The sequence below is a fragment of the Polaribacter sp. NJDZ03 genome (assembly GCF_019263805.1).
Classification (GTDB): Bacteria; Bacteroidota; Bacteroidia; order Flavobacteriales; family Flavobacteriaceae; genus Polaribacter.
In genome coordinates, this window is sequence record NZ_CP079195.1 from 3,620,628 (window position 1) to 3,647,029 (window position 26,402).

At 28.4% G+C, this 26,402-nt stretch carries 17 protein-coding genes; 9 read left to right on the forward strand and 8 right to left on the reverse strand.

Annotation, left to right across the window (positions count from 1 at the left end; translation table 11 throughout):
- Nucleotides 1-33: 33 nt before the first annotated feature.
- Nucleotides 34-6,159, reverse strand: a complete 6,126-nt coding sequence (locus KV700_RS15395) for an alpha-2-macroglobulin (RefSeq protein WP_218598426.1) — start codon at nucleotides 6,157-6,159, stop codon at nucleotides 34-36.
- Between the two features lie 130 nt (nucleotides 6,160-6,289).
- Here KV700_RS15395 and KV700_RS15400 point away from each other — a divergent pair, with 130 nt between their 5' ends.
- Nucleotides 6,290-7,642, forward strand: a complete 1,353-nt coding sequence (locus tag KV700_RS15400; RefSeq protein ID WP_218598427.1) for a UDP-N-acetylmuramate--L-alanine ligase — start codon at nucleotides 6,290-6,292, stop codon at nucleotides 7,640-7,642.
- Here the strand turns inward: KV700_RS15400 and KV700_RS15405 are convergent.
- The 4 genes from KV700_RS15405 to trkA all read right to left on the reverse strand — a co-directional run bounded on the left by KV700_RS15405 (nucleotide 7,626) and on the right by trkA (nucleotide 12,793).
- Nucleotides 7,626-8,723 (reverse strand): nucleotidyltransferase family protein, encoded by a 1,098-nt coding sequence (locus KV700_RS15405; RefSeq protein WP_218598428.1) that lies wholly within the window; start codon nucleotides 8,721-8,723, stop codon nucleotides 7,626-7,628. The genes KV700_RS15400 and KV700_RS15405 overlap by 17 nt on opposite strands.
- Nucleotides 8,713-9,852 carry a hypothetical protein gene (locus KV700_RS15410; protein WP_218598429.1) on the reverse strand — a complete coding sequence of 380 codons (1,140 nt, stop codon included), beginning with the start codon at nucleotides 9,850-9,852 and terminating at the stop codon, nucleotides 8,713-8,715. The genes KV700_RS15405 and KV700_RS15410 overlap by 11 nt, the downstream gene beginning before the upstream one ends.
- A gap of 89 nt (nucleotides 9,853-9,941) precedes the next feature.
- Nucleotides 9,942-11,444, reverse strand: coding sequence for a TrkH family potassium uptake protein (locus KV700_RS15415; protein ID WP_166382612.1), 1,503 nt, complete (start codon nucleotides 11,442-11,444; stop codon nucleotides 9,942-9,944).
- A gap of 2 nt (nucleotides 11,445-11,446) precedes the next feature.
- The gene (trkA, locus tag KV700_RS15420; RefSeq protein WP_166382614.1) at nucleotides 11,447-12,793 is read right to left on the reverse strand and encodes a Trk system potassium transporter TrkA; all 1,347 of its coding nucleotides are present in this window, start codon (nucleotides 12,791-12,793) and stop codon (nucleotides 11,447-11,449) included.
- Between the two features lie 449 nt (nucleotides 12,794-13,242).
- Here trkA and KV700_RS15425 point away from each other — a divergent pair, with 449 nt between their 5' ends.
- The 6 genes from KV700_RS15425 to KV700_RS15450 all read left to right on the forward strand — a co-directional run bounded on the left by KV700_RS15425 (nucleotide 13,243) and on the right by KV700_RS15450 (nucleotide 20,565).
- Nucleotides 13,243-15,447, forward strand: a complete 2,205-nt coding sequence (locus tag KV700_RS15425; RefSeq protein WP_218598430.1) for a multiheme c-type cytochrome — start codon at nucleotides 13,243-13,245, stop codon at nucleotides 15,445-15,447.
- 80 nt (nucleotides 15,448-15,527) lie between these two features.
- On the forward strand, nucleotides 15,528-16,214 hold the full coding sequence (radC, locus tag KV700_RS15430; protein WP_166382618.1) for a DNA repair protein RadC: 687 nt from the start codon (nucleotides 15,528-15,530) through the stop codon (nucleotides 16,212-16,214).
- 93 nt (nucleotides 16,215-16,307) lie between these two features.
- On the forward strand, nucleotides 16,308-17,612 hold the full coding sequence (locus tag KV700_RS15435) for a polysaccharide deacetylase family protein (protein WP_218598431.1): 1,305 nt from the start codon (nucleotides 16,308-16,310) through the stop codon (nucleotides 17,610-17,612).
- Nucleotides 17,612-18,481 (forward strand): hypothetical protein, encoded by an 870-nt coding sequence (locus KV700_RS15440; protein ID WP_218598432.1) that lies wholly within the window; start codon nucleotides 17,612-17,614, stop codon nucleotides 18,479-18,481. Before KV700_RS15435 ends, KV700_RS15440 begins: the two co-directional genes overlap by 1 nt.
- Nucleotides 18,482-18,495: 14 nt before the next feature.
- A complete protein-coding gene (locus tag KV700_RS15445; protein ID WP_218598433.1) occupies nucleotides 18,496-19,464 on the forward strand; it encodes a polysaccharide deacetylase family protein in 969 nt (322 codons plus the stop codon).
- Nucleotides 19,465-20,565 carry a GNAT family N-acetyltransferase gene (locus KV700_RS15450; RefSeq protein ID WP_218598434.1) on the forward strand — a complete coding sequence of 367 codons (1,101 nt, stop codon included), beginning with the start codon at nucleotides 19,465-19,467 and terminating at the stop codon, nucleotides 20,563-20,565.
- 156 nt (nucleotides 20,566-20,721) lie between these two features.
- Here the strand turns inward: KV700_RS15450 and KV700_RS15455 are convergent, their stop codons facing one another.
- The 3 genes from KV700_RS15455 to KV700_RS15465 are packed head-to-tail and all read right to left on the reverse strand — an operon-like array spanning nucleotide 20,722 to nucleotide 24,713.
- On the reverse strand, nucleotides 20,722-22,314 hold the full coding sequence (locus KV700_RS15455; protein ID WP_218598435.1) for an asparagine synthetase B family protein: 1,593 nt from the start codon (nucleotides 22,312-22,314) through the stop codon (nucleotides 20,722-20,724).
- Nucleotides 22,314-23,423 (reverse strand): CapA family protein, encoded by a 1,110-nt coding sequence (locus KV700_RS15460; protein WP_218598436.1) that lies wholly within the window; start codon nucleotides 23,421-23,423, stop codon nucleotides 22,314-22,316. Before KV700_RS15460 ends, KV700_RS15455 begins: the two co-directional genes overlap by 1 nt.
- Before the next feature lie 3 nt (nucleotides 23,424-23,426).
- Nucleotides 23,427-24,713: a lipopolysaccharide biosynthesis protein gene (locus tag KV700_RS15465; protein WP_218598437.1), complete on the reverse strand. Its 1,287-nt coding sequence runs from the start codon at nucleotides 24,711-24,713 to the stop codon at nucleotides 23,427-23,429.
- A 38-nt stretch (nucleotides 24,714-24,751) separates the two neighbouring features.
- Here KV700_RS15465 and KV700_RS15470 point away from each other — a divergent pair, with 38 nt between their 5' ends.
- Nucleotides 24,752-25,438, forward strand: a complete 687-nt coding sequence (locus KV700_RS15470) for a YjjG family noncanonical pyrimidine nucleotidase (RefSeq protein ID WP_166382634.1) — start codon at nucleotides 24,752-24,754, stop codon at nucleotides 25,436-25,438.
- 136 nt (nucleotides 25,439-25,574) lie between these two features.
- Entirely contained in the window at nucleotides 25,575-26,321 is a 747-nt protein-coding gene (locus KV700_RS15475; protein ID WP_166382636.1) for a hypothetical protein, read from the forward strand.
- Nucleotides 26,322-26,402 lie beyond the last annotated feature (81 nt).

A 26,402-nucleotide genomic window follows, 5' to 3' on the forward strand; every position in this document is an offset into this window, starting at 1 on the left:
ATATATGAGGTACTATTTTGCTAGGTAAAATGCTTAATTTTCTAACACCTTAATTCTTATCCCTTTAGAATGACTGCTAAATTCTGGAGCATACATACTTTGTATAGTTGTAATTCCGTTACTAAAATTACCAGCATTATTAACTCTTACATCATATTCGAAAACATAAACACCTTTTGGTAATCGATCAAAAAAGAAGTTCGTTGCAGCATCTTTAGTGCTTTCGTAATATCCTAAATTGTCTTGCCATTTATAGCTAGATAAAACATTTATGGGTTCTACTCCAGAAGCTCTCATATCTTTCATGTGAATAAACTCCATATTTCTGTCACTTCTTAACTCAATTCTAACTGTAATTAAATCACCAACCTTTAACTGTGTGTTTTTTATTATTTCTTGTAACTCTTTACCTGTATCTGAATTTACTTTTAAGAATAATTTCTTATCTAATTTTAACGGAGTTTCTGCAGAAGTAATTTTATCTAAATCTTCAAAATATTGCCAATACAAACCTCCCCATGCAATTCCTTCTCCTTTCTTGTTGATGGTAATTGCTGCCATTTTTGGTGTAATTTCAGACCCATTCCAAGAAGTTTTAAAATAACCAGTTCCGGCTTCTACTTTTACTTCTTCCAACTTTGTTGGATTAATTTCTTTGTCACCAACTTTTATAGCTACCATATCAGTTACCGATATCCAATCACTTCCATTTAATAATAAAGCATACACTGCTTCAGACGTAGCTTTGGTAGTTTTCCAACTATTGGTTTGCTTGTTTTTTAGCAACCAAATTTTTAAATTGTCAATATCACTTAGATTCCTCTTCGCTCTTTGAGGCTCATTCGGAATGACACCAACTTCAGAGAAAACCTCTATCATTAATGCCTGAGTTTCTATAGGAGCTTGATAATAATAGTACCCTGCAGCATTTTCTTTCCAATACATTCCTAATTCATCAGAAGTAATTGAATTTTCTTTTAATGATTTTAAAATTTTGTTAGCAGTTTCTTTTTTATCATTTCTAAATAATGATAAAGCAATTTGTCCTTTTGCATATAAATTATAATCATTCCAATAGGTAACAGTTTGATTTCTGTAATAAGCAACCGCTTTTTGCAAGTTGTTATCCATAGAAATGTTGCTGTAAAAACTACGCATATACAAATACTGAATGGTAAAATAGTTCAAATTATTTTTAGCTAAATAATCATCATATGCTTTTTTACCTTTCTTTTCTGTTTTTGCTTTTTGTTTGATTTGCTCTGCGTTGTCTAATAACTTCTTATACTGATCATCCAATTCTTCATCTAAGAACTGTACAGCTTTTTCAATCATTTTTTTTGTTGAAGTATCTAAATCTGTAACGCTCAATTTTTGCAGATGACCAAAACCAGTTGCAATATGTTGTGTTATAAAATTGCTTTCATTTCTACTACCTTTAAACCAAGGAAAACCACCAGAATTCATCTGAATATCTTGTAATTTATTGATGGCTTTTTCTTGCTCATTTTTCATCTTATTCAAGTCGAATAATAAAGCAATTCTCTTTTTTTGTTCGGTTTCAGATTGTGCATCTCTTAACCAAGGAGTTTCTTGAATTATCAAATATTTTAATTCCTCATTTTTTTCTAAGTTTGATAAAAGCGCATCAGAAGATTTCCAAGCATTAAAAACCTCTTGAATTTTAGGGTTAGAATTTGCTACAAAACTTGCCAAAGTATTTGCATAATATCTAGAGAAAACTTGCTCTGCACATTCATACGGATATTCCATTAAATAGGGCAAAGATTGAATTGCATACCAAACTGGGTTTGATGTCATTTCTAAAGTCAACTTATGGTTTTTTAAAGTAGAAGAAGTATTATTCTTTAACTTATCTAAGGTAAAAGTTTTAGTTTCGTTAGATCTTACCCACATTGGTAAAGTTTCTGTAACCAACATTCTGTTGGATAAAACAGGTAAAACATTTTGTTCACCATCAGAGAAATCACCAGCTTTTGCAACAATTTTATATTGTACTGCTTGCACAGTTTCCGGAATTGATAAACTCCAAGAAACATTGGTATTTCCGTCTTTATCTACGGTAAATTTTTTGTTAGCATTGAGGTTTTCTAATGCTGTATCAATTTCTTTTCCTGTAATGGCATCTGTTAAAATTAGTTTAGCAAAACCACTTAATTGGTTATTTGTTAAGTTGGTTACTTTTGCCGAAAGTGTAATTTCATCTCCTTCACGTAAAAATCTTGGTGCATTTGGTACAATCATCAATTCTTTTTGCGTAACCGTTTCTAATGTTTTGGTTGCAGATTTTAACGATTTTGTATGTGCTAATAATTGCAATTTCCATTTTGTCAATGCTTCTGGCATTGTAAAAGAAAAACTTACTTGTCCGTTTTTATCAGTTCTTAATTGAGGTAAAAAGAAAGCAGTTTCATTAAAGTTTTTTCTGATTTGTATTCCTTCTAAAGAGACTTTTTCTTCTTCCTCTTTAACAAAAGAAACATCATCAACCATTTCACTTTCATCCGTTTCTGTAGATTCAATAATGTTTTCTGAAACTTCTTTTTCATCTTCAATTACCACAATCATTTCTGGGCTTGGTGCACTCATTTTTGTCATTTTACGTCTTAAATGAAGATTTCTATTCGTTCCAAAACTAAACCCAAACCAATTATAAGTATCATAAGAAATTGTTGGGTAACCAGATAGATTTCTTTGAGCATTAACGATGTTAAAATAAGTATTGCTAAAACTATTATTAGCATTACTATGGGTATAAGAATAATATTTTGGCTTTGAAGCTATCGGATTAAAACTCCAATTATGCGCTTTAAATTCATCTAAAGAAGCATCATACATAGAAGCTAAAACTTCAGCAGCAAGTTGGTCGTTTTTATCATTTTTAATGGTAAAACTCCAAGTTTCCTCTTGTCCTGGTAATAATTTATCTCTAAATATATTGGTTTCAATTTCTATGTTTTCTTTTTCTTGAGTTACATTAATTATTAAACTTCCGCTTTTAAAATAATTATAATTTACAAAGTGATATTTTACAGCAAAACCACCAAGATCCTCTTTGTTAACCGGTATTTTTATCGTTTTTGTATCATTATTTAATTTAATTAAACGAGTTTCTATAATTGTATGATTTTTTTCAATCTGTACAATTACGGTAATGTCTTTAGATGCAGAACCTAATTGTATTTCAACCACGTCATCAATTTGATAAGCAGTTTTATCTGCATGAATTACAAATAAGTTATTGTCTGCAATTTGTTTCTCTTTTGTAGCTAAAAGTGTAATTATTTTTTCGTCTTTTACCTTCTGATTGAATTTATCTTTACTTTCTAAAACTATTTTATACTTCCCAGAAACCCAGTTTTTTGTGTTTTTTAAAAGGAGTTCTTTACTAATTTCAGTGTTAAATTCTTCGTTAAAAATAAGTGTTCCTTTTTTCCAATTAGTGGCATCCATTTCATTTTCTGAATAGGAGTCATGAGGAAAAAGTTCTCTAAATTCTCTTTCAGAAATATCTTGATAATCTGGCGCTGCCCAAGGTCTGTCTCTTAACGGATTTTTTGGTGCTTCTAATTTATATATTTTGATATTTCCTTTTGCAGGAATAAACTCGCCATTCAAGTTCTTTGTATCAATATTTAAAGTAGTGTTATTGCTGTTTTTATCGATGTTGTTTTCTGATAAAATAGTTGCAACTAAAGCATGATAGCCAACATTTACAATGCTAGTTGCACTGCGAGTTTCTCCGTTGATATCTGTAACGTCTGCGGTGATTTCATAATTAAAAATAGGCAGACTTTCTTTATCAACACTTTCATCTGCAATGGCATTAAATACTATTTTAAACACGCCATTTTCATCTGTACTAGTTTCTCCGTTTATAATTTCTTGTGAACTCGAAGTTAGGTTTGGTCTTCTCCAATAATACCAACTCGGGTATTGCACTTTTCTGTGCACACGATACACCACTTTCGCATCTGTAATATTTGCACCAGAAAATGCTTTTGCAAATCCGTTTATGGTAATGGCATCGTTAATTTTATAGCTTTCTGTAATTGGTTTAAATGCTGTTTCAAATTTTGGTCTTTTATATTCTTCAACAGAAATAAAAGAACGATTAGAATATAATCGGATATTACTTTTACTTTTCGAGTTTTGTTTTATTTCAATAGCATACTGACCCGTTAAACCATTGTTTGGTAAGATAAATTCACCAGCAACAGAACCAAATTCATTCAATTTTAATGCTAGTGTATTTACCGTTTGATTGTTTACATCCTTTAAATTAATTTCTATAAAACCATCCGTAAAAACAGTCGATTGGTCTCCTTGTTTTTTAATAACAATCGATTTAAAATAAACCGTTTGTCCTGGTCTGTAAATACTTCTATCCGTAAAAATAAAAGACTGTAAACTTTCGTTTACTTCATTTGTTTGTCTTCTATTGGTTTTATATAAATAATGATTTCCAAAAGTAGCAACATCATCTTTCGTTTTTACTTTGATGATTACATCTTGGTAGTAGTTTTCACTTTTAAAAGAAGCAAATCCGTTTTTATCTGTCGTTAATGTTTTATTGATAGTTGCACCTCTTATAGGTTTGTTGTTAGATAGCGATACCTCTGCATTTTTAATAGGTTTACCTGTGTTTCTATCTACAATTTGATAATTATATTTGTCGTCAAAATTATTTTCAATTAAAGTTAAATCGGTTGCTTGAATTGTAGCTGTTCCAAAAATGGTGTTTTCGCCAATAATTTCATCATCCGAAGAAACAATTAAATAATTTCCGTTGTCAAGTTTTGGAAGTATTATTTCTGTACTGTGTTGTAAATAATCTTGTTCATTTCTTAAGTTGGCATTCCAATTTTTATTTTTCTCTAAAGTGTTTATAAATTTTATTTTAGCACTATTATTATACGTTTTATTGAACTTTTCTAGTTCTGTACTTGTTATTTTGTACGCTGTAAAATAGATGTTATCAATATTTTTATAATTGATTAGTGCTCTAGAATTGGTGTTAATTGGCACAAATTGCTCAGCAGTAATAGAAAGTGATTTTTCTAAAATTTGACTTTTAAGAACCGCACATTTTTGTGCTCCCATACTTCTTGGAAACTCATTAATTACCTCATTACAAATAGAAAAAGCAAGTGTATTGTTGGCTTGTTCTCTATGGTATTTCGCAATTTGAAAAGTATATAAAGCACTTGCTTCATTTTTGATGAAATATTGTTTTGTTTTATTTAAAGTGCTTAGATAGATTTTCTTTTTGTGGGTAAAAGTAGCGTGTTCATAAATAAAGTTTATACGTTGAATATCGATATCTACTAAAGCATTTAAATTGTTTTCTTTAGTATGAAACTGAATTAAATTCTGATAGATTTTTAACGCATTAAATTGTAATGATAAATGATCTTCAGTTTCAATTTTTAAGTCTGAAAAGGTTTTGTAATCAGATAAAAAATCTGAATTATCTAACACAAATTTATAAGAAGGTCTGGTAATGCTAGTTTCTGATGATTTATAGAAATCTAAAGCATTATTTGCTAAAAAATCATATAAAGTTGGTCTGTATGTTTTAGACTCTTTGGAGATTTGTAAAATATCAGAATAGTCATAAATATCTGTTTTCTGTAATACTTCTGCATTTTCTAAAGAAGTTTCAAAATGACAGTGAATTTCTTTAAAAAGGGTTTCTAAATCCCAAGTTCTAAAATCGCCTTTTTTAAACTCAGAGCTTGTCGAAGAGGCTATTTTTGTTCGGTTGTAAAATTTGTATCTATTTTCATTAAAATATTGCCAATATAAATTACCTAGTATGTTCTCTAATACGTTTCTTGTTGGGAATTCGCTTTTAGCAATATGTTTTTTAAAATTATCAATAATGATTAATTGCGCATCTTCTTCTAATGTTAAGGAATATTTACTTTTATAAAAAAGTGTTTTTATCAATTGAGGAGAATTTTCTTCTTTATCCGCTTTAGCGTAAATTTTATCTACAATTTCTAAAGCAGATTTAGGTAAATTGTCTTTTTCAAACCTATCTACTTGTAACCAAAGGTCTTTAAAAGCGTCTTGAGCATTAGAAAAAGAAGAGAAAGCTATAATCATTATTAGTGTTGTTGTCAGTTTTTTCATAATCAATTTATTTTATGCTTTTAAAGCATATACAAATTAGCTTGTAAATCAAAATTTATTAGAGTTTACGTCTAAAGATACTTTATATTGTAGTAAGCTTTTGTATTTTTACTTTTTTAAATTTTGTTCGATGAAAATTCATTTTATTGCTATTGGCGGAAGTGCCATGCACAACCTTGCAATTGCTTTATACCAAAAAGGATACCAAATTTCTGGATCTGATGATACAATTCACAATCCTTCTAAATCTCGATTAGAAAAATACGGCTTATTGCCAGAAGTATTTGGCTGGTTTCCAGAGAAAATAACATCAGAATTAGATGTGATTATTTTGGGGATGCATGCTAAGAAAGACAATCTAGAATTATTAAAAGCCCAAGAATTAGGTTTAAAAATTTATTCTTATCCTGAGTTTTTATACGAGCAATCTAAAGATAAAACTCGTGTTGTAATTGGGGGTTCTCATGGTAAAACAACCATCACTTCTATGATTTTACATGTATTAAATTACCATGAAAAAGAAGTAGACTATATGGTAGGTGCACAATTAGATGGTTTTGAAACCATGGTACATTTAACAGAAGAAAACGATTTTATTGTTTTAGAAGGTGATGAGTATTTGAGTTCGCCTATAGACATGCGACCAAAGTTTCATTTATACAAACCAAATATTGCGTTGTTAAGTGGAATTGCTTGGGATCATATTAATGTTTTTCCAACATTTGAAGGTTATGTAGATCAGTTTAAAATCTTTACAGATTCTATGGTAAATGGAGGAAGTATGGTGTATAATGAAGAAGATGCCATCGTAAAAGAGGTTGTAGAAACCTCAGAAAATCATATTAAGAAATATCCTTATACGACACCTAAACATTTTATTGAAAACGGAATTACCTATTTAGAGACAGCAGAAGGAAACTTACCTTTAGAAGTTTTTGGTAAACACAATCTGCAGAATTTAGCAGGAGCAAAGTGGATTTGTCAACACATGGGGGTTGATGAGGATGATTTTTATGAAGCTATTGCTAGTTTTGCAGGAGCAAGCAAGCGATTAGAGAAAATTGTAGAAACTCCATCAACAGTAATTTTTAAAGACTTTGCACATTCACCAAGTAAAGTGGAGGCAACTACAAAAGCGGTTAAAGAACAATATTCAGAAAGAACAGTTTTGGCTTGTTTAGAACTACATACCTATTCTAGTTTGAATGCTGAATTTTTAGCAGAATACAAAGGAGCCTTAGATGCAGCCGATAAAGCGGTGGTATTTTATTCTCCGCATGCTGTAAAAATTAAACAATTGTCAGCAGTTACTGCAGAGCAAATTGCAAATGCTTTTGAAAGAGATGATTTGGTTATTTATACGAATCCAGATGAATTTAAAGCCTTTTTATTTAGTCAAGATTTAGCGAAGTCAGCAGTGGTTTTAATGAGTTCTGGTAATTATGGAGGTTTAGATTTTGAAGAGGTTAAGGGGTTGGTTTAGTTTTTATGAAACCAAATTGTTTTAGATAAAAAGGTACGCTTTTAAAACGTCTAAATGTATATGTACGGTACTCTTTATCAGTAAAAGAATATTGTAGAATTTTTAGCTTATCTTTTAATTTTATATAAGAATTAATTCGATTAATTTTTTTGATTTCTGCTTGGGAGTTTTCTAAAATTAAAAGGTAAGATCTTAAATATTTAGAAGCTTCTTCATTTTTGATAAAAGTTAAACTGTTAGGATTGTTCAAAATTTCTGATGCAACAATTGCATAATTATTAAGATATTTTTCTAATTTTTTATTATTTAAAACTCTCTTTTTTGAGGTTGTTTTGTTAGCTAATAAATAGCTGTCATATACGTTTCTTAAAGTAATAGTTTTAGAAAAATAGAGATTATCATTAATCTGTTTTTGTAAAACGGTAATTAAAGATTGATTTTCAAAAGAAGCAACTGTAATTTTATTTACACTAAAAGAATCTTTTTTTAGAGTTTGGTAATCTAAATACTGAGTGTATGGCTTTTTTAAAACTTTGTTATGCACTTCTACAGCAGCAATACGGTTCTCTTTTACCATTTTAGGATAATGCCAATGAAAGTTCATGTAAACCTCATCTTTAGCGGAATACATTTGATCTTTTAAAAGCTGAATAGCTTTTTCAAAATCGGTATTAGAAACAATTATATCTATATCCCCAACCATTCTCTCGGCAATATCTTCGTACAAACCTTCAAGCAAGTTGCCTGTTCCTTTTAAGAAAATAGGAGTAATATTATTAGCTAATAAAAGAGTATTTATTTCTTTAGCTTGCTCTATTATTTGCAGATTACGTTCTCTATTTAAATCTGTTATATGAATCATATAATTCACCAATTCTTCCGGTAAATAATTCAGAAAACCGGCTTTTTTTAGATTGCAATACAAAGCAGGAAATACAAAATGACCTGTGCTTACTTTTACAACAGCATCCCAATCTATTTCTGTAGTTTTTAGTTGTGTCTCAATTTCTATTTTGTTTTTTTCTTCCGAAGAAATTGTTAAACATTTAGCAACAAAAAAAAGCGTTTCTTTATAAGTCATTATTAAATATTTTAGAAACAGTTGCTATCATTTCGTCATTATTAGAGTAGGTTAGTTGGTAACAATTTAAACGACTAAACCAGTCTAAAAATATTTCTGCATTTTCTTTCTTTGGTGATATCCAAGAATCTGGTATTAATTGTTGAAAAGCAGCTAGTTTAGAAATTTTCTCACAAGTTAAATCAGCATCTTTTTCATATTTTATAAAAACCAAATCATTACAAGGTAAATGATTAAAATAATTGGTGTTATTAGGCTTTAAATAGCGTACAATTTTGTTTAATCTTGTAAAATTATATTCTGCGGTTGTTTCTAATTCTGGATAAATAGGAAGCAACGTTTCTAAGCTGTTTTTTTTAATCGATATAGATGCCGGAAAGCTATACACTTCTCTTTTTTCGATATCTATAGGTACAAAATCATCTGCTAAACAAGTAAAACCGTTTGCTTGTAACAATGCTAAAGAAGTACTTTTTCCATTGCCTGAATCACCTAAAAATAAGATTGATTTTTTGTCGTCGCTTACAGCGGATGCGTGAAAAACGCCCATCCATTCGTCTTCTTCTTTCTGATGAATTTTCTGAATAAATTGCATCGAAAACTTGCCTTGAAAATAATGAATATCATCACGGCTCCAAGCACCTATCAGTTGCTTATCAACAATAAGAAAAATAAATTTATTATTTATAAAAACATCAAATTCATAATCAAAATTGCTGCTATCCTTAATCACTAAATGTGCAAATTTAGGATGCACAAGAGAAAGTTCTTTTTCACTTAAAAAAGAAACTTTAAAAACAACGTTGTTAACTTTGTAGAACTTTATAAACTCATAAGATTTTGGTTTTTCAATATCTCTATAATCATTAATGATTTCAGATTCCTTATTGCTTTTAGGTACGTAAATCTTTTTTTCTAAGTCTATTATAAAATCTATAGTTCTATCTAAAGGAACTGCCAATTTTTTAGATAAAGCTTCAGCAATTTCTTTTACAGCAATTCCTTTGCTTAATCTTTTTAAAATATCTGCAGTGGTATTTTCTAGAATTAGATATTCATTACTATTTTCAAACCAAACAATAGTTTTGTCTTCAATAGCTTTATACAAGAAATTCGATTGTTTTTTCATAAAGAATAAAAGTAGCTTTTTTATTATTTATACAAAACAAAAAACGCCTCAAAATTGAGGCGTAAATTATTTGAAAATTAAATCTATAATTAATTTTTACGCCAAAAGAAAGGAGTAAATAAAATAAGTACTGTAAAAAGTTCTAAACGCCCAATAAGCATTAAAAAGGAACAAAACCATTTAGCGGCATCAGATAAATGAGAATAACTATCTACAGGGCTTACACTACCAATAGCGGGTCCAATGTTTCCTAAAGAGGAAGCAGCTGCACCTAAAGCAGACATAAAATCTAAGCCTAAAAGGGTTAGTATTACAGAGGCTAATATAAAGATGAGCATGTAAATAATAAAAAACGATAGTATATTAAATACAATAGTTGGAGGTATTGATTTTCCGTCTAATCGTACAGGTATTATTGCATTTGGGTGTAAGGCTTTTTTAAATTCTAGAAAACTATTTTTAAGCATTACAATGTGTCTAACTATTTTTATTCCACCACTTGTAGAACCTGCAGAACCACCTGTAAAGAACAAGGCAAAGAAAATACCTGTTGCAAAGAAATTCCACATGGTAAAATCTGCACTTACAAAACCAGTTGTAGTTACCACAGAAATCACCATAAAAAGTGAATGTCTAATAGCGCTTTCTACTTCACCATAAATCATAGGGTGCTGAATGGTTGTTTGTAAATTAGGGTCTTGAAAAAAGATGATTAAAATTGCTATTAATGTAGAAACGCCTAATATTCCAAAAAAGTAGTATTTAAATTCTTCACTTTCATAAACTTTACGAACCTTTCCTTTTAAAGCGAAATAAGTAAGTACAAAGTTAGTACCTGCCACAAACATAAAAAAGATAATAATATATTGTACCAGAGGTAGGTTGTTGTAGAAAGCTACACTACTATTTTTAGTAGAAAAACCACCCGTACTCATTGTTGCCATAGCATGGTTAATAGCATCAAACCAATTCATACCAGCTAATTTTAATAAAAAGAATTGGGCAAACGTAAGAGATATATAAATTAAATACAAGCGTTTTGCAGTATCTGTAATTCTAGGGTGTAATTTATCTGCAGATGGGCCTGGAGCTTCTGCCATAAAAAGTTGCATTCCTCCAATACCTAATAATGGTAAAATAGCAATAGTAAGTACAATTATTCCCATTCCTCCAATCCAATGCGTTGCACTGCGCCAAAATAAGATTCCTTTTGGCATGGATTCTATGTCTGTTAATATAGATGAACCTGTGGTAGAATAGCCAGATATGGTTTCGAAAAAAGCATCTGCAACGCTTGGTATGGTTCCAGAAAATAAATAAGGGAGCATTCCTGTTAAAGAGAGGATTAGCCAACCTAAGGTTACAATTAAGTATCCATCTTTCTTTTTTAAATGGGTGCTTTTAGGTTTGTTTAGAAAATAAAGTAATAGTCCAAGAATTACAGTTACAACTCCTGCATTTAAAATTCCCCACTTGGCATCTTCATTATGATACAGACTAAACGGATATGCAATAAACATAAAGCAACCGTTTAAGATTGCAGTAATACCTAAAAATCGAAATATTATTTTGGTGTTTAAAGTACTCGTCATATTTATTTAAATAAACGTTCTACAGCACTTATGGCTTCTGTTAAACAAAATACGATTACTTTATCACCTGTTATAATTTGTACATTTCCATGAGGCATAATTGCCTTTTTATCTCTAATAATACCACCAAAAATAGCTTCTCTAGGAATGCGTATATCTTTAATAGGATGTTCTGATACTTTGGCACCTTCTTGAACCTCAAATTCAAAAATTTCTGCATCTACATTGTGTAAATTGGCAAGGTCTAAAATTTCACCTTTTCTAATATGTCTAAAAATATTACTTGCAGCAAGTAATTTTTTATTAATTAAAGATTGAATGCCAATAGTTTGAGAAATATCAATATATTCCATATTTTCAACTAAGGCAATTGTTTTTTTAACACCTTTAGATTTTGCAAGTAAACAAGACATAATATTGGTTTCAGAGTTTCCTGTAACCGCAATAAAAGCATCCGTTTCTCTAATGTTTTCTTCTTCTAATAGTTCTAAATCTCTACCATCACCATTAATAACTAAAGTATCACTTAGCTCTTCAGCTAAAAATTCTGCTTTATCTCTATTCTTTTCTATAAGTTTTACTCTAAAATTATCTTTACAAAGTTTTCTTGCCGTTTTTTCTCCAATACTACCACCTCCAAGAATCATTACATTTTTAATTTGCAAGCGTTTTTTACCAGTAATAGGGTAAAGGTCTTTCATGCTGTAATTTGGTACACAAAAATAAACTTGGTCTCCTATTTCATAAACAATATCTCCTCTAGGAATAATCGTTTGAGATTCACCTTGTCTTTTAATTGCAATTGTGATGAAATCTACATCAGCAAATTTTTCTTTTGCATCTTTAACCGTTAAATCTACAATGGGAGATTTATAGGTTAATGGCGTACCTAATACATTAAAAATACCGCTTTCAAATGCTACAGTATCATTAAATGAAGATTGATTTAACAGCATTTTTATTTCATTAGCCGCTAATTCTTGAGGCGAAATCATAAAGTCTAAACCAAATTTTGTAAAATCTACTTCACAGTTATTCAAAAACTCAGGATTGTCTATTCTAGCAATTGTTTTTTTGGCTCCTAAAGATTTTCCAATTACAGAAATAGTAAAATTGGTATTCTGACTATCGGTAACCGCAATTAACAAATCTGCAGATTCAATTCCAATTTCTTTTAATAATTTTATGGATGTAGCATCACCTTTTTTAGTAATTACATCTAAATGACTGTTCAGATATTCTAACTTTTCACCATTAAAGTCTATAATATAGGTGTCTTGAGATTCGTAAGAAAGAAGTTTAGCTAAGTGAAAACCAACTTCTCCAGCACCAGCTATAATAATTTTCATAATTTAAAGGTAGAATGTGTCGGCAAAGATATAAAGAGTTTTCATGGAAAAGGGTAATAAATAGATTTTTTCAAATTTAAGTAAGTATCGGTTCTTTAACAGATTTGTAAAAATAATAGTTAACAATGAGGTAATCAACAAAACAGAATATAAGCATATTAGAAAAAATAATTAGGAATGTTTTATAGGTTTATGAGGTATAAAAATAATTACAGTTATTTTTATTCTTTTAATAAAAGCCTGATTAGTAGTTGTGTATTTTGATTTTCACTGTATTTTATTAAGAGTCAAAAAAAGTATTTTTTCAATAAAAGATGATAAATATCTTCTTTTCTGTTACCTAGAAACTTTAGTTTTACTATTTATAAACATTAAGTTTCGTGAAAATAATCAACTTACGCTCATCCGTCTTTTTAAAAATAAACTCATTTTTAATCTTTTCCTTATTTATGATGTCTTTTTTTTCTTGTGATAAAAAACAAGATTATAAGGCTGTAGTAGCTGATAGTAGTGTTTTTCTTTCAGGAAAAATTATTCCTGATGATCATTTTTTAGGAGACCAGAAGTGTAAAGAATGTCATCAAGATCAATTTAAAAATTGGGAAGGATCGCATCATGATAAAGCGATGGAAATTGCCGACAGTGTTTCTATTTTAGGTGATTTTAACAATCAGAAATTTACAAGTCAGGGTGTGACATCTCATTTTTATAAAAAAGACAATGATTTTTATGTAAATACAGAAGGACCAGATGGTGAAAACCACGATTATAAAATAATATACACGTTTGGTATTACTCCTTTACAGCAATATATTGTTCAATTTCCAGACGGACATTACCAATGTTTAAGAACTGCTTGGGATTCTGTAGAGAATAAATGGTTCGATTTATATCCAGATTTTAAAGTTGTACACTCTGAGTGGTTGCATTGGTCTAGAGGTGGTTTAAATTGGAATAATATGTGTTCTGATTGTCACTCTACAAATGTTCGTAAAAATTACGATGCAGAAACACATAGTTATAATACCGAGTTTGCAATTATTAATGTGAATTGTGAAGCGTGTCATGGTCCAGGAAAAGAACATGTTGCCGATGTAGATAAACTTGGTGAAGATTACATGGACAGCGGAACTTTTCAAATGACAATAAAAACAAGGCCTAAAGAATTGGTAGACCAATGCGCACGTTGCCATATGAGAAGAGAGCAGTTTTCTGGAGCCTTTAATTTTGAAGGAACGATGTTAGATCATTATTATCCACAGTTATTAGAAGCTCCTTTATATCAGGCAGACGGACAAATTTTAGATGAAGATTATGTGTATGGTTCGTTTACGCAGAGTAAAATGTATCAAAATGATGTAACTTGTACAGATTGCCATGATGCACATACATTAAAACTAAAGTTTGATGGTAATAAATTGTGTGCGCAATGTCATGTTTCAGAAAAATATGATACTCCTACACATCATTTTCACGAACAAAATACCGATGGGGCAAAATGTATTAACTGCCACATGACAGGAAGATTTTATATGGGAAATGACTTTAGAAGAGATCATAGTTTTAGAGTGCCAAGACCAGATTTAAGTGTAAAATATGGAAATCCAAATGCTTGTTCTGGTTGTCACAAAGATAAAGATGATGTTTGGGCAGCCGAAAATTTCACAAAATTATTTGGAGAGGTAGATTCTATTCATTATTCAGAAAAATTAGCACCAGGAATAACCATGCAACCAAATGGTCATGAAGGTTTAATTGATTTGATGCACGATACGCATCAACCCGAAATAGTAAGAGCATCTGCAACAAAAGTGTTGGCTAATTACAATGCACAGAATTTTGTGGAAGATTATATTTCACTTTTAAATGATGATTCTGCCTTGGTAAGAGCAGCCAGTGTAGATGTTTTAGGTGGCATAAATACCACGGATTATAATGCTTATTTTTTACCTTTATTAGAAGACCCAAAAAGAACTGTTAGAGTAAAGGCTTTTTATGGTTTAGGAGGTTTGGCTGAAACAGATGTGCCTGAAGTTTATAAAGAAAGTTATCAAAAAGTAAAAAAAGAATTTTGGTTACATATTGATACAAATTTAGATTTTGTAGGGATAAGAATGAAAAAAGGTGACTATTTTCTAAAACAGGGATATATAGAAAAAGCCATAGAAACTTTTGAAAGTGCTCAATCTATTGATGTCATTAACAATCAAATTAGAATAAATTTAGCTACATTATATTATAATATTAAAGATTATGAAAAGGCTGAAATAGCTTTTAAAACAGTTATTGAACAAGAGCCAGAATATGGACCTGTTTATTACTCTTTAGCTTTAATGTATGCAGAATTAAATAGAGAAGATGAGGCAATTGAGCAACTTAAAATAGCGATGGTAAAAATGCCTGACAATATTCGTGTTTATTATAATTTAGGATTGTTGTACGATAAAAAACAAGACTTTAAAAATAGTGAGAAAGCATTGGTCAAAGGTTTAAAAGTAGATGCGCAAAATGAAGGTTTATTGTATGCATTGGCTTATTTATATTCTAAATCTGATCAAAAAGTAAAAGCGAAGAATATTGTGGAAAGATTAGTAGATTTATACCCAAAGAACCAACAGTATATTAATTTTCTAAATCAATTAGAATTAGATTAAATTTATTTGAAGGGTTTTTATCAATAAAAATAAGTTTATAACAGTTAATTTTCATTTTTGTATTTTTATGAAAAAAGAAAATGGAAAAGTTAACTATTAAATCTTGGGCTTTAGATGATAGGCCTAGAGAAAAGTTGTTGGCAAAAGGAAAATCAGCACTTTCTGATGCAGAATTAATAGCAATCCTTATCGGTTCTGGTAACAGGCAAGAAAGCGCTGTAGCATTGTCTAAAAGAATTTTGCAATATGTAGCTGGCAACATAAACGAGCTTGCAAAATTATCCGTAGAAAAATTAACCACTTTTAAGGGAATAGGAGAAGCAAAGGCAATTGCTATTATTACCGCCTTAGAAATTGGTAAAAGACGTCAATTAGAAATTGCCTTAGAAAAACCTAAGATTACGAGTAGTAAGGATGGTTTTAATTTAATGCAACCTGTTATTGGAGATTTAGAGCACGAAGAATTTTGGGTGCTATTTTTAAATAATTCTAACAAAGTTTTAGCAAAAAGTCAGATTAGTAAAGGAGGCTTAACTGCCACGGTTGTAGACGTTAGGTTGTTGTTTAAAAGAGCCTTAGAATTGGCATCTGTAGCAATGATTGTTTGCCATAATCATCCTTCTGGTAAATTACAACCTAGTAATGCAGATAAACAACTTACTCAAAAAATTAAAGAAGCAGGAAACACTTTAGATATAAAGCTGCTAGATCATTTAATTATTACCGAAAAAGCGTATTTTAGCTTTGCAGATGAAGGATTGCTTTAGTTTGCAGTTATCGGTTTTAGTAATCATTTAAAAAGGGTACTTGAAATTATAACTGAACACTGAGACTGCAAACTGAGACTGAAAACTGAATACATGATACTAGTTTACACACATAAAATTACCCCAAGAGTTCGTTATATTTTTAAACATATTCTTACAAGAACTTTATTAATTCCGGTAGATTTTACTTCTAAAGTAGAAGAATTTGTGGCTTTTAATGGTCCTAAAATGACCTACACAAAAACACCTTTAGGAAATGAATTTTTTGTAAAAAGTAATAATTTACTGTTTGAGCAAGGTGTTAATGATATGGAAATTTCTATGCAGAAATGGGATGAAACGCCTTGTTTCTTTAAAACCGGACCAAAGTCTTCTATTCCTTTTGATGTTTTTGCGGCCAGCTTTTATCTTATTACTAGATATGAAGAATATTTACCACACGTAAAAGATATTCATGGTCGTTATACTGCAGACCAGAGTTTGGCTTATAAAAAACGTTTTTTAGAAAAACCAGTAGTAGATATTTGGGCTTATAAATTATTAGATGCTTTAAAAGAAAAGTTTCCAGATTATGATTACAAAAATCGTACGTATGAATTTATTTCTACGGTAGATATTGATAATGCATATGCTTATAAATATAAAAGCTTGATAAGAAGTGTAGGCGGTTTTATTAATGATTTACTTTATTTTAGAGTGTTAGATGTTTGGAATCGATTTGCAGTTACGTTCAATCTAAAAAAAGATCCTTTTGATACTTTTCAGAAAATTTTAGAGATTAAAAAGGAATATAAAATTAAAACAATCTTTTTCTTTTTAATTGGCGATTATACTACTTTTGATACCAATGTTTCTGCTTCAAAAAGTAAGTACAAACTACTTATTAAAGAAATGGTAGATTATGCAAAAGTGGGTTTACATCCTTCTTATTTTACCATGCACAATACTTCTTTATTAAAAAAGGAAAAACTGAGATTAGAGAATATTATTAATTCTCCAATTCAGAGGTCTAGGCAACATTATTTGCGATTTAGTTTGCCAGAAACGTATCAACATTTAATAGATTTAGAAGTAGAAGAAGATTACTCTATGGGCTATGCAAGTAACGTAGGTTTTAGAGCAAGTACGTGTACGCCTTTTTATTTTTACGATTTAGATTTCGAAATTCAAACCCCGTTAAAGGTATTTCCATTTGCATTAATGGACACTACTTTAAACGATTACATGAAGCTAACACCTAAACAATCTTTAGGAAGAATAAGAGATATAAAAAATGAGGTAAAAGCGGTTAACGGAACTTTTATAACCTTATTTCATAATGAAAGTTTAAGTGATTATTTACGTTGGAAAGGCTGGAAAAGATTGTATGAATCTATGATTAAAATAGCTGTTTCATAATGATTCAATATGTTAAAAGAAAAGATTTAAATATTCTTAAATATGATGCTTGTATAGAAAATTCTATTCAATCTAGAATCTATGCTTTTTCTTGGTACTTAGATATTGTTGCAGAAAACTGGGATGTTTTAGTTTTAGATGATTATAAAGTGGTGATGCCATTGCCATGGAAACAAAAATATTTTATAAAATATATTACACAACCTTTTTTTTGTCAGCAATTGGGGGTTTTTTCGATAGAAAATATAACTGAAGATTTGTTTTCCGATTTTTTGAAAGCGCTACCAAAAACCTTTGTGAAAATTAATTTACAATTTAATTCTGATAATTATCTGATCGGGAAAATGAATTGTAGAATTAATTACACCTTAGGGTTAAATAAAAATTATGATATTATTTTTAAATCTTTTTCAAAAAGAAGAAAACGTTCTGTAAAAGCAGGAGAAAAAAATAATTTACTTATAGAAAGTAGTTCTATATCAGATTTAATCAAAATTAAAAAGGAGTTTTATGATCATATCAGTTTTCCTGAAAACTTGATTGAAAAATTAGCAGGTTATGTAGTAAATAATGATAAAGGTTTTGTTTTAGGTGTTTTTAAGGATGATATTTTATTAGGAGGCTCGTTATTTTTAAAATCTAATAATAGAATTATTTACTTGTTTTCGGCTTATAATAATGAAGCAAGAAAATTAAATGCATCGAGTTTTTTAATAAATAATGTTATTAAAGAATATCAAAATTCTAATTTTACATTAGATTTTGAGGGGAGTAACTTACCTGATATTGGTTCTTTTTTTAAGAGTTTTGGAGCCGAAAATGAACGTTACTATTATTTAAACTCTAATGCATTAAATATGTTTTTTTAATATATAATGAAATAATGAATCCTATTTTAAAAAAACTTATTGCAGTATCTAATCAAAGGGTAATTGTACCGTTTTATCACAAAGTTTCTGATGAAAAACCAACCTTTGAAAAAAGTTTATATCCATCTAGAAAAATTGCAGAATTTAAAAATGATATTGATGTTTTAGGTAATTATTTCAATCCTATTTCTATGAAAGAATTTATAGAAATTTCTAAATCTAAGGATGAATTAAATCAGAATTACTTTCACTTAACTTTTGATGATGGTCTTTCTAACTTCTACAAAATAGTCGCTCCAATTTTAAAAGAAAGAAATATACCTGCAACTGTTTTTATAAACTCAGATTTTGTTGATAATAAAGCGCTTTTCTTTAGATATAAAGCTAGTTTATTATTTCAAGTTTATGAAAAATCATCCGTAAAATGTAAAAAAGTATTTCATGATTTTTTTGAAGGTAAAGAAGCTATAGAAGAAATTTTGTTTGCAATTAATTATAACAATAAACATATTTTAGATGAATTAGCAAATGCTGTTAATTATAGTTTTGAGGAATATCTAGAAACGGAGAAACCTTACTTATCTTCTATTCAAATTAATGAATTGATAGATACGGGGTTTACTGTTGGGGCACACTCTAAGAGCCATGCTTTGTATGCAGATATTAGTTTTAAGGAACAAGTTAACCAAACTAAAGAAAGTATGGATTGGTTGGTTCAGAAGTTTAATTTAGACGATCGTTTTTTTTCCTTTCCGTTTACAGATTTAGATGTTTCTAAAGAGTTTTTTACCAAACTATCAGAAGAAAAAATAATAGATATTAGTTTTGGTACATCCGGAATTAAAAAAGATAATATTGAAACTAATTTTCAAAGAATACCTTTTGAAATAGGAAACACAAATGCAGAAGACTATTTGTTAAAAGAATACATGAAATATTTTTTGAAGATTCCTTTTAAAAAAAATAAGATACATAGAAATTAAATGGTTACTATCAAAAAAATTTCACTTCAAGAATTGGAGAGCTATGTAAATTCTAAGGAGTTTATCAACCTACAAAACAAGCCAATATCAAAAGCTAGGGTAAGATCGTATATAAATAATCCTAGAGCTCATAAAAATGATATTGTGTTGTTTATGGCTTTTAAAGAGCACCAAATTATTGGATATAGAACTGTTTGGGCAGATATATTTTATAATCAAGAAAAAAAAGTGTCTTTTGGTTGGTTAAGTGGAAGCTGGGTACATCCAGAGTTTCGTAGAAAAGGAGTTTCAACACTCATTTTTAATGAAGTTTTAAAAGATTGGGATTACAAATTAATGTACACAAATTACTCTGAGACCTCTAAGTTATTGTATGATAAAACAACGCAATTTAAATTGTTATACAGTTTAACAGGAACAAGATATTATATTCGATTTAGTCTTGCTGATATTTTACCACCAAAAAGAAGAATATTCGAGTTAACAAAAAGGTTTTGGTCCTTTGTTGATGAGGTTTTAAATTTCATTTTTGATCTTCGATTTACTTTTAAAAATCAAACTAATAATAAAAATATTCAAGTAAAGGTTAATGAAGTTTGGAATGAAGATATTGTAGTTTTTCTTGAGAATTTTAATAATAATTTATTTAAAAGAAGTGAAAAAGAGTTTCAATGGATTCAAAGTTTTCCTTGGATTTTAACGAGTGAAGAGGTAAAACAAGAAAATAAGAGTTATTTTTTTTCTTGTTATGCAAATCAATTTGAATCTGATTTTTACACAATTTATAACAAAGATCAGCAATTGATTTCATGTTTAATGATTACAATAAGAGATGGTCATTTAAAAATACCTTATTCATATTCTACAAATGAATATATGAATGAAATTTCAAGCTTTATTGTTGATATTTGTCTCCAGAAAAAGGTAAAAACAATTGTTGTATACAATCATGAATTGGAGGAGAAATTAAACCAGAAGCTTTTTTTTATAAAGAAAAAGACATTTAATCAAAAGTACTTTGTAACAAATAAATTGAGTAGTTCTATTTTAAAGTACACCATTTCGATTCAAACCGGAGATGGTGATGTGGTTTTTACTTAACTTATTTCAAAATTCAAATTACATATTAGATTTTGAAGGATCTATAATTTAGGTGTTACTTTTTTATAAAGGTTTTTGAGTTAGTTTAGATGATTGTAATTTAATTAAACACAGCATTTTTTTTGAGAAACGAATTAAACGTACCGGTTTATAAAATTATTTTATCTTGTTTTTAGAATAATAAATGTACCATTGTGTAATTATCTCGTTGTAGTTTTTTGATGATTTATGAACGCTCAGTTTATTTGAATCCATTACAATAAACATTTGGTTTGTAATTGGTTTGTAATTCATCCAATCATTTTTTTGAATGAGGTACTGTTTTATATAAGTAGGTAAAAATGGTTTTATTTGGTTTTTTATTTTTTGAGCATAAATATTTTTTTCAGAAGGTTGTAATTCTTGTTCAAAATGTACATTATAGGATTTAAAATATTCATTAATTAGAACATCATCATAAAGAGTTTTCATAATTTTGTGCTTTACAGGAACTTTCTTAAAGAAATCTAACAATTCTTTATCCCAAAAAGGGAACCGATGTTCAAACCCGAAATACGTGTAAAAATTTGCTGAATTAAAAATGTATTTGGCAATTTTTTCTTTAAGATCAAAATCTTCAAAAACAGATGAAGGAATTTTTTTTAAATAGTTTGTATCAAAATCTAATAATGTTTTTTCAACTTCTTTTTTTATCCTTTTTTTATTAGAAATGGTAAGTTTAAAATTAGAATATTTTTTTGAAATAATTAAATCAACAATTTTATTGTGTTCTAATTTTTCTGGAATTACTTTTAGAAACTGACTGCCACCTAAAAAATCTCCTGCATAACCAGGAATAAAGATGGCGTTTTTGGGGATAACTTTATTGTCTTTTAAATGTTTTACAGCAAAATACTCTTGTAAATATGGCATAGAAGATAACTTTCCTGCAAAATGTGCGTATTCTTTAAATTCATTTGTTTCTAAATAATTGTTGATTATTTGAGAATCGTATTCAATAAAAAGCCATTTAAAACCTAATACTTCTGCAGTTTTTTTAGAATTTTTAATTTCAAAACTATCTTTTCTTCCATAGGTATAACAAATTACATTTTTGTAATTGTGTTTTTTTAACATTACAGCAATTAATCTTGAATCAAATCCACCGCTTAAAGGAATAATAGCAGTTCTATTATTTAATGATCTAATAAAGCGTTTAAAAGTATTTTCAAACGCATTTATAGCTTTGTTTTTTAATATTGCATAAGAATCTGAACTTTCTTTTTCTATAGCGTAGGAATAAAAAAAATCACTTTCAACGATATGATTCTTTTCAACGATTAGAAACTCACTTGCTTGAACTTGATAAACATTTTTTAGTAATGTTTTTTTTCCTTGAGTGTGGTTTGCTGCCTTAAAATCTATTTCAGAAGTGGTATCAAAATCGTTAATATTAAAGGTGTCTTTTAAATAATGAATATCATCACTTAAAAAAAGTTTTTTATTTTGAAGTGTATAAAAAAGAGGGAAGGTCCTAGTAACATCAGAAGCTATAAAAATATTTTCTTTATTTTTAATAATGATAGTAAAAACACCATTAATGGTATTTAAAACTTCTTTAAATTTATCTGTCGTTGTTATTTTAGAAAGTAGATTTAAGGCTTTTTCTTTTTCGTAAAACGTATCATTTATATAAAAATACCCTTTTATAGAAACCGTATTGTTTTTATACCAAGAAAAACCTAAATTATGTTTTAATGTAATTTCCATTAAATAAACTTCTTTTTTATTTTATAAATAATAGCACTAGAATATAACGAAAATTGATATTTATCTTTTAGGATTGATAAAACTTTAGTGTAAAATTTCTTAGATATTAATATTGCTAAAAATGATTTGTTTTGCAAAGAACTTTTATCGTTAATTGTTTCTATCAATTTAGGGTTTTCTTTTCTAAATAAGATTCTATATGCTTCTTTTTGCCACTTTGTTTTATAATTAGAGAAATTACATAATTCTTCTATTTTTTCTTGAAACTCTTTAGAGTCTACGGAATCAATTTTTCCTTTATTAATAAGGTAAGGAATAAACTTAAATGTAAAGTTATTTTTTGTGAAATGAAACTTTAATAGTGCGCTATTGTTAGTTTCTTTATAGGGTTTGTGGTTTGGGATATCAAAAATAAAATTACCTAAAGAATAAAATATAAAGGTATTTTTATGTTTTTCATAACCTTGTAATGTATGAGAATGATGCGCAATAACACAGCTAACTTCATCTAATGCTGCAATTTTTTTAAGAAAATTTCTTTTTACAGTAGAGGGGTATAAGGTATATTCTTCTCCTCCATGAAAATTCACGAAAATAAAATTGACCTTGCTTTTATAGGTGTTTAATTGTTTTTTAAAGTCTAAAAATTCATCAGCATTAAAAACGTATCCTTTGTCATTTTTTTTAGGGTTACATTCTGCAATACCAAAAAGTGCAATTGAAATTCCATCCTTTTTTATAATTAATGGTGTAATTGCTTTTTCTTTTGACATATCTGCACCAAAATAGCTGCATTTTTCATTTTTAATAGCAGATATTGTGTGTTGTAATCCTAATTCACCATAATCTAGAATATGATTATTAGCTAAATTAAATATAGAAATATTTCTTTTATTTAAATAATCAATACTGTTAACAGGACTTTTAAGAGGTGTGTTGTAATTGTGATATTTCTTAGAAGTTGTTGTAGGTCCTTCTAAATTACCAATAACAAAATCAGATTTTATTAACTCATCAGTAATGTTCTTAGAAAAAATCTCAGCATTAGATTTAATTTTTTCTTTAAAAGAACCAGTAATACTTATATCTCCAGTAAATGTTAAAATCATAAATTATTTATATGCATTTCTGTTTACACTTTCAGTCTTAGAAATTTTAAAAAAGTAAATAAGAATAAAGATATTAAAAAAGACACCAACAGCTGAAAATAAAATTAATGATATTAAAATATCATTATAAAAATAATATCCAGCATAAAAGGCTAGAAAGCGAAAAGTTAAAAGGCATATGTCGTAAAAAAGTATAACTTTTTGTTTGTTTAAAATTACTATTAAAGAAGTTATAGGTGAACTTAAAAACATAATATATAACCATGGAATTAAAATTCTTAAATACGTGCCAACATCTGTCCATTCGCTTCCAAATATAAAATCTAAAAAGTAAGAAATAATGAATAATGGAATAAAGATTAATAAAGAAATTTTCAATAAATTAAAGCACGTTTTCTTTACTATATTTTGCAAATTTTCTTTTTTATTATAAACTTCAGTAGCTTTATTAAAGAATACTTGGCTTACAGAATCCTGTACTATTCCACTTGGAGCTCTTCCTACTTTAATAGCTAAACCATAAATACCTGCGGTTGAAAGTCCAAAATACTTGGTAATTAACAATACAGGTATTTCGTTAGAGAGTGTGTTTAAAAAAGTAATAAGTGTATTTAAAAGTGGTATATCCTTGTATTTTTTTATTAATATGAGCATTCTAGAATAAGAAATTTCATTTTTTAATTTATAAATAGAGGCTGTAGATTTTTTAAGGAGAAATATAAATTGTGCTATTTGTCCCAATAACATTCCTGGAATTAACCCCAAATAATTAGCAGCACTAAAGCCTGTTGTTATCTGGCCAACGCTCATTACTGCAGATTTAGTAATAGTACCATTAGCAATATTATTAAATTTTTTATTTCTATTATTCCAGTAATTTAAAGAGGTTATAAAGCCCAAGAAAAGTGTACTAAAAGGAATAAAATAAATAAGAAAAGATAATTTTTTTATTTCAAAAAATGATAATATTGATCTTTTAAAAATTAATATGATGATAAATGTTAATAGGCTTAGAACTAGCGTTGCAAATATGGTTAAAGCAAATGTATTAATAGCATCTTCATCTTTCTGTGGTAAAATGATTGCTAATTCTAATTGTAACGTAATGATTGGTTTTAAAACTAATACAGAAGAAGTGAATAATATATAAATACCAAATAATTCAGGCGAAAAAAGTCTGGTAAGTAATAAAATAGAAGTATAAACAATTATTTGACCTAAAGCAGCTCCTGTTATTAATGTAAATACATTTTTAACAAACTCTTTTTTTAGAAAAGAAAATAGTTGCATATTACTTACTTAAAATAATGTATTCAAATATAATGTAAATGACACAGATACAACATGTCTTTTTTGATTTAGATCACACTTTATGGGATTTCGAAAAAAATTCTGATTTAGCCTTTCAGAAGGTTTTTACTAAACATAGTATTACTTTAAATATAGAAACTTTTTTAACTGTTTACAAACCTTTAAATTTTAATTATTGGAAATTGTTTAGAGAAGAGAAGGTTACTAAAGACAAGTTAAGATACGGTAGATTAAAAGATAGTTTTGATGCTTTAAATTATACGATTTCAGATGCTATTATTGATGAGATGGCAGTTGACTATTTAGATTTTCTGCCAGATTTTAATTATTTATTTGATGGAACTTTTGAACTTTTAGATTACTTAAAAGATAAATATAAATTGCACATCATTACCAATGGTTTTGAAGAAGTGCAAAATAAGAAGATGATGAGTTCTAATATTTATCATTATTTTGATAAAATTATTACTTCAGAATCTGTGGGTGTTAAAAAGCCAAACCCTAAAGTATTTACGTACGCTTTAGATATCGCAAAAGCAAATAAAGACAATTCTATTATGATTGGTGATAGTTTAGAGGCAGATATAGAAGGAGCAATAAATGTTGGTATGCAGGCTATTTATTGTAATTTTGAAAATAATACTTCAGTAAAAGGAGATTTTTTTTCTGTTAATTCCCTTTTAGAAATAAAGCAATATTTGTAACTTATAAAGCGTTTTATATTTAAATAAAGAAAAGTTAATTTATATAGAAATCTATATAGTATCGTACAATTTTGCGATATTGCATTAACAAATAATAATACTGTAAAATTAGAAATCCAATAAATATTCAATTAAAATGATTAAAAAAATAACATTTAGTTTTTTGTTTTTAATAACAATATCGGCATTTAGTCAAGAACTAAGTATCAATAACTATAAATATGTAATTGTACCAGATAGATTTGAGTTTTTAAAGAGTTCAGATCAATACCAAACAAGTTCCTTAACTAAGTTTCTTTTAGAAAAAAAAGGATTTGAAGTTTTTTTAAGTAATGAAACATTACCATCAGATTTAATGACGAATAGATGTAAGGCTTTAACTGCAAATGTTATAGACGATTCTAGTATGTTTACTGTAAAAAGTAAAATACAATTACAAGATTGCAACGGTAAGGTTTTGTATACATCAGAAGAGGGTAAGAGTAAAGAGAAGGAATATAAAAAATCGTACCAAGAAGCTATTAGAAAAGCCTATGCTACTATGGAAGAATTCGAGTATACATTTACTCCATTACAAGCAGAATCTATTGTTAAAACAGTTGTTGAGGTTGCAGAAGTAGCGCCTGTTAAAATGGTTGCTACTAAAGAAGTTGCTCTGGCAAAAAATAATTTAGACGTTTTATATAGTCAGGTTAAAAAAAATGGTTTCCAGTTAGTAGATACTACACCGGCAGTTGTTTTTCAGATACTTAAAACAAATGTAAAAGATGTTTTTGTTATTAAAGATAAGAATGGAATTATCTATAAAAATGGCAATAACTGGGTGGCAGAGTATTATGAAAATGATACCTTAGTAACAAAACACTACACAATTAAGTTTTAATCAATTCCGTACATTAAATTAGAAATACCTCAGATTGGTTTTCTAATTTTTTAGAGTCTTGTATGTATAATAAAAAAGAGG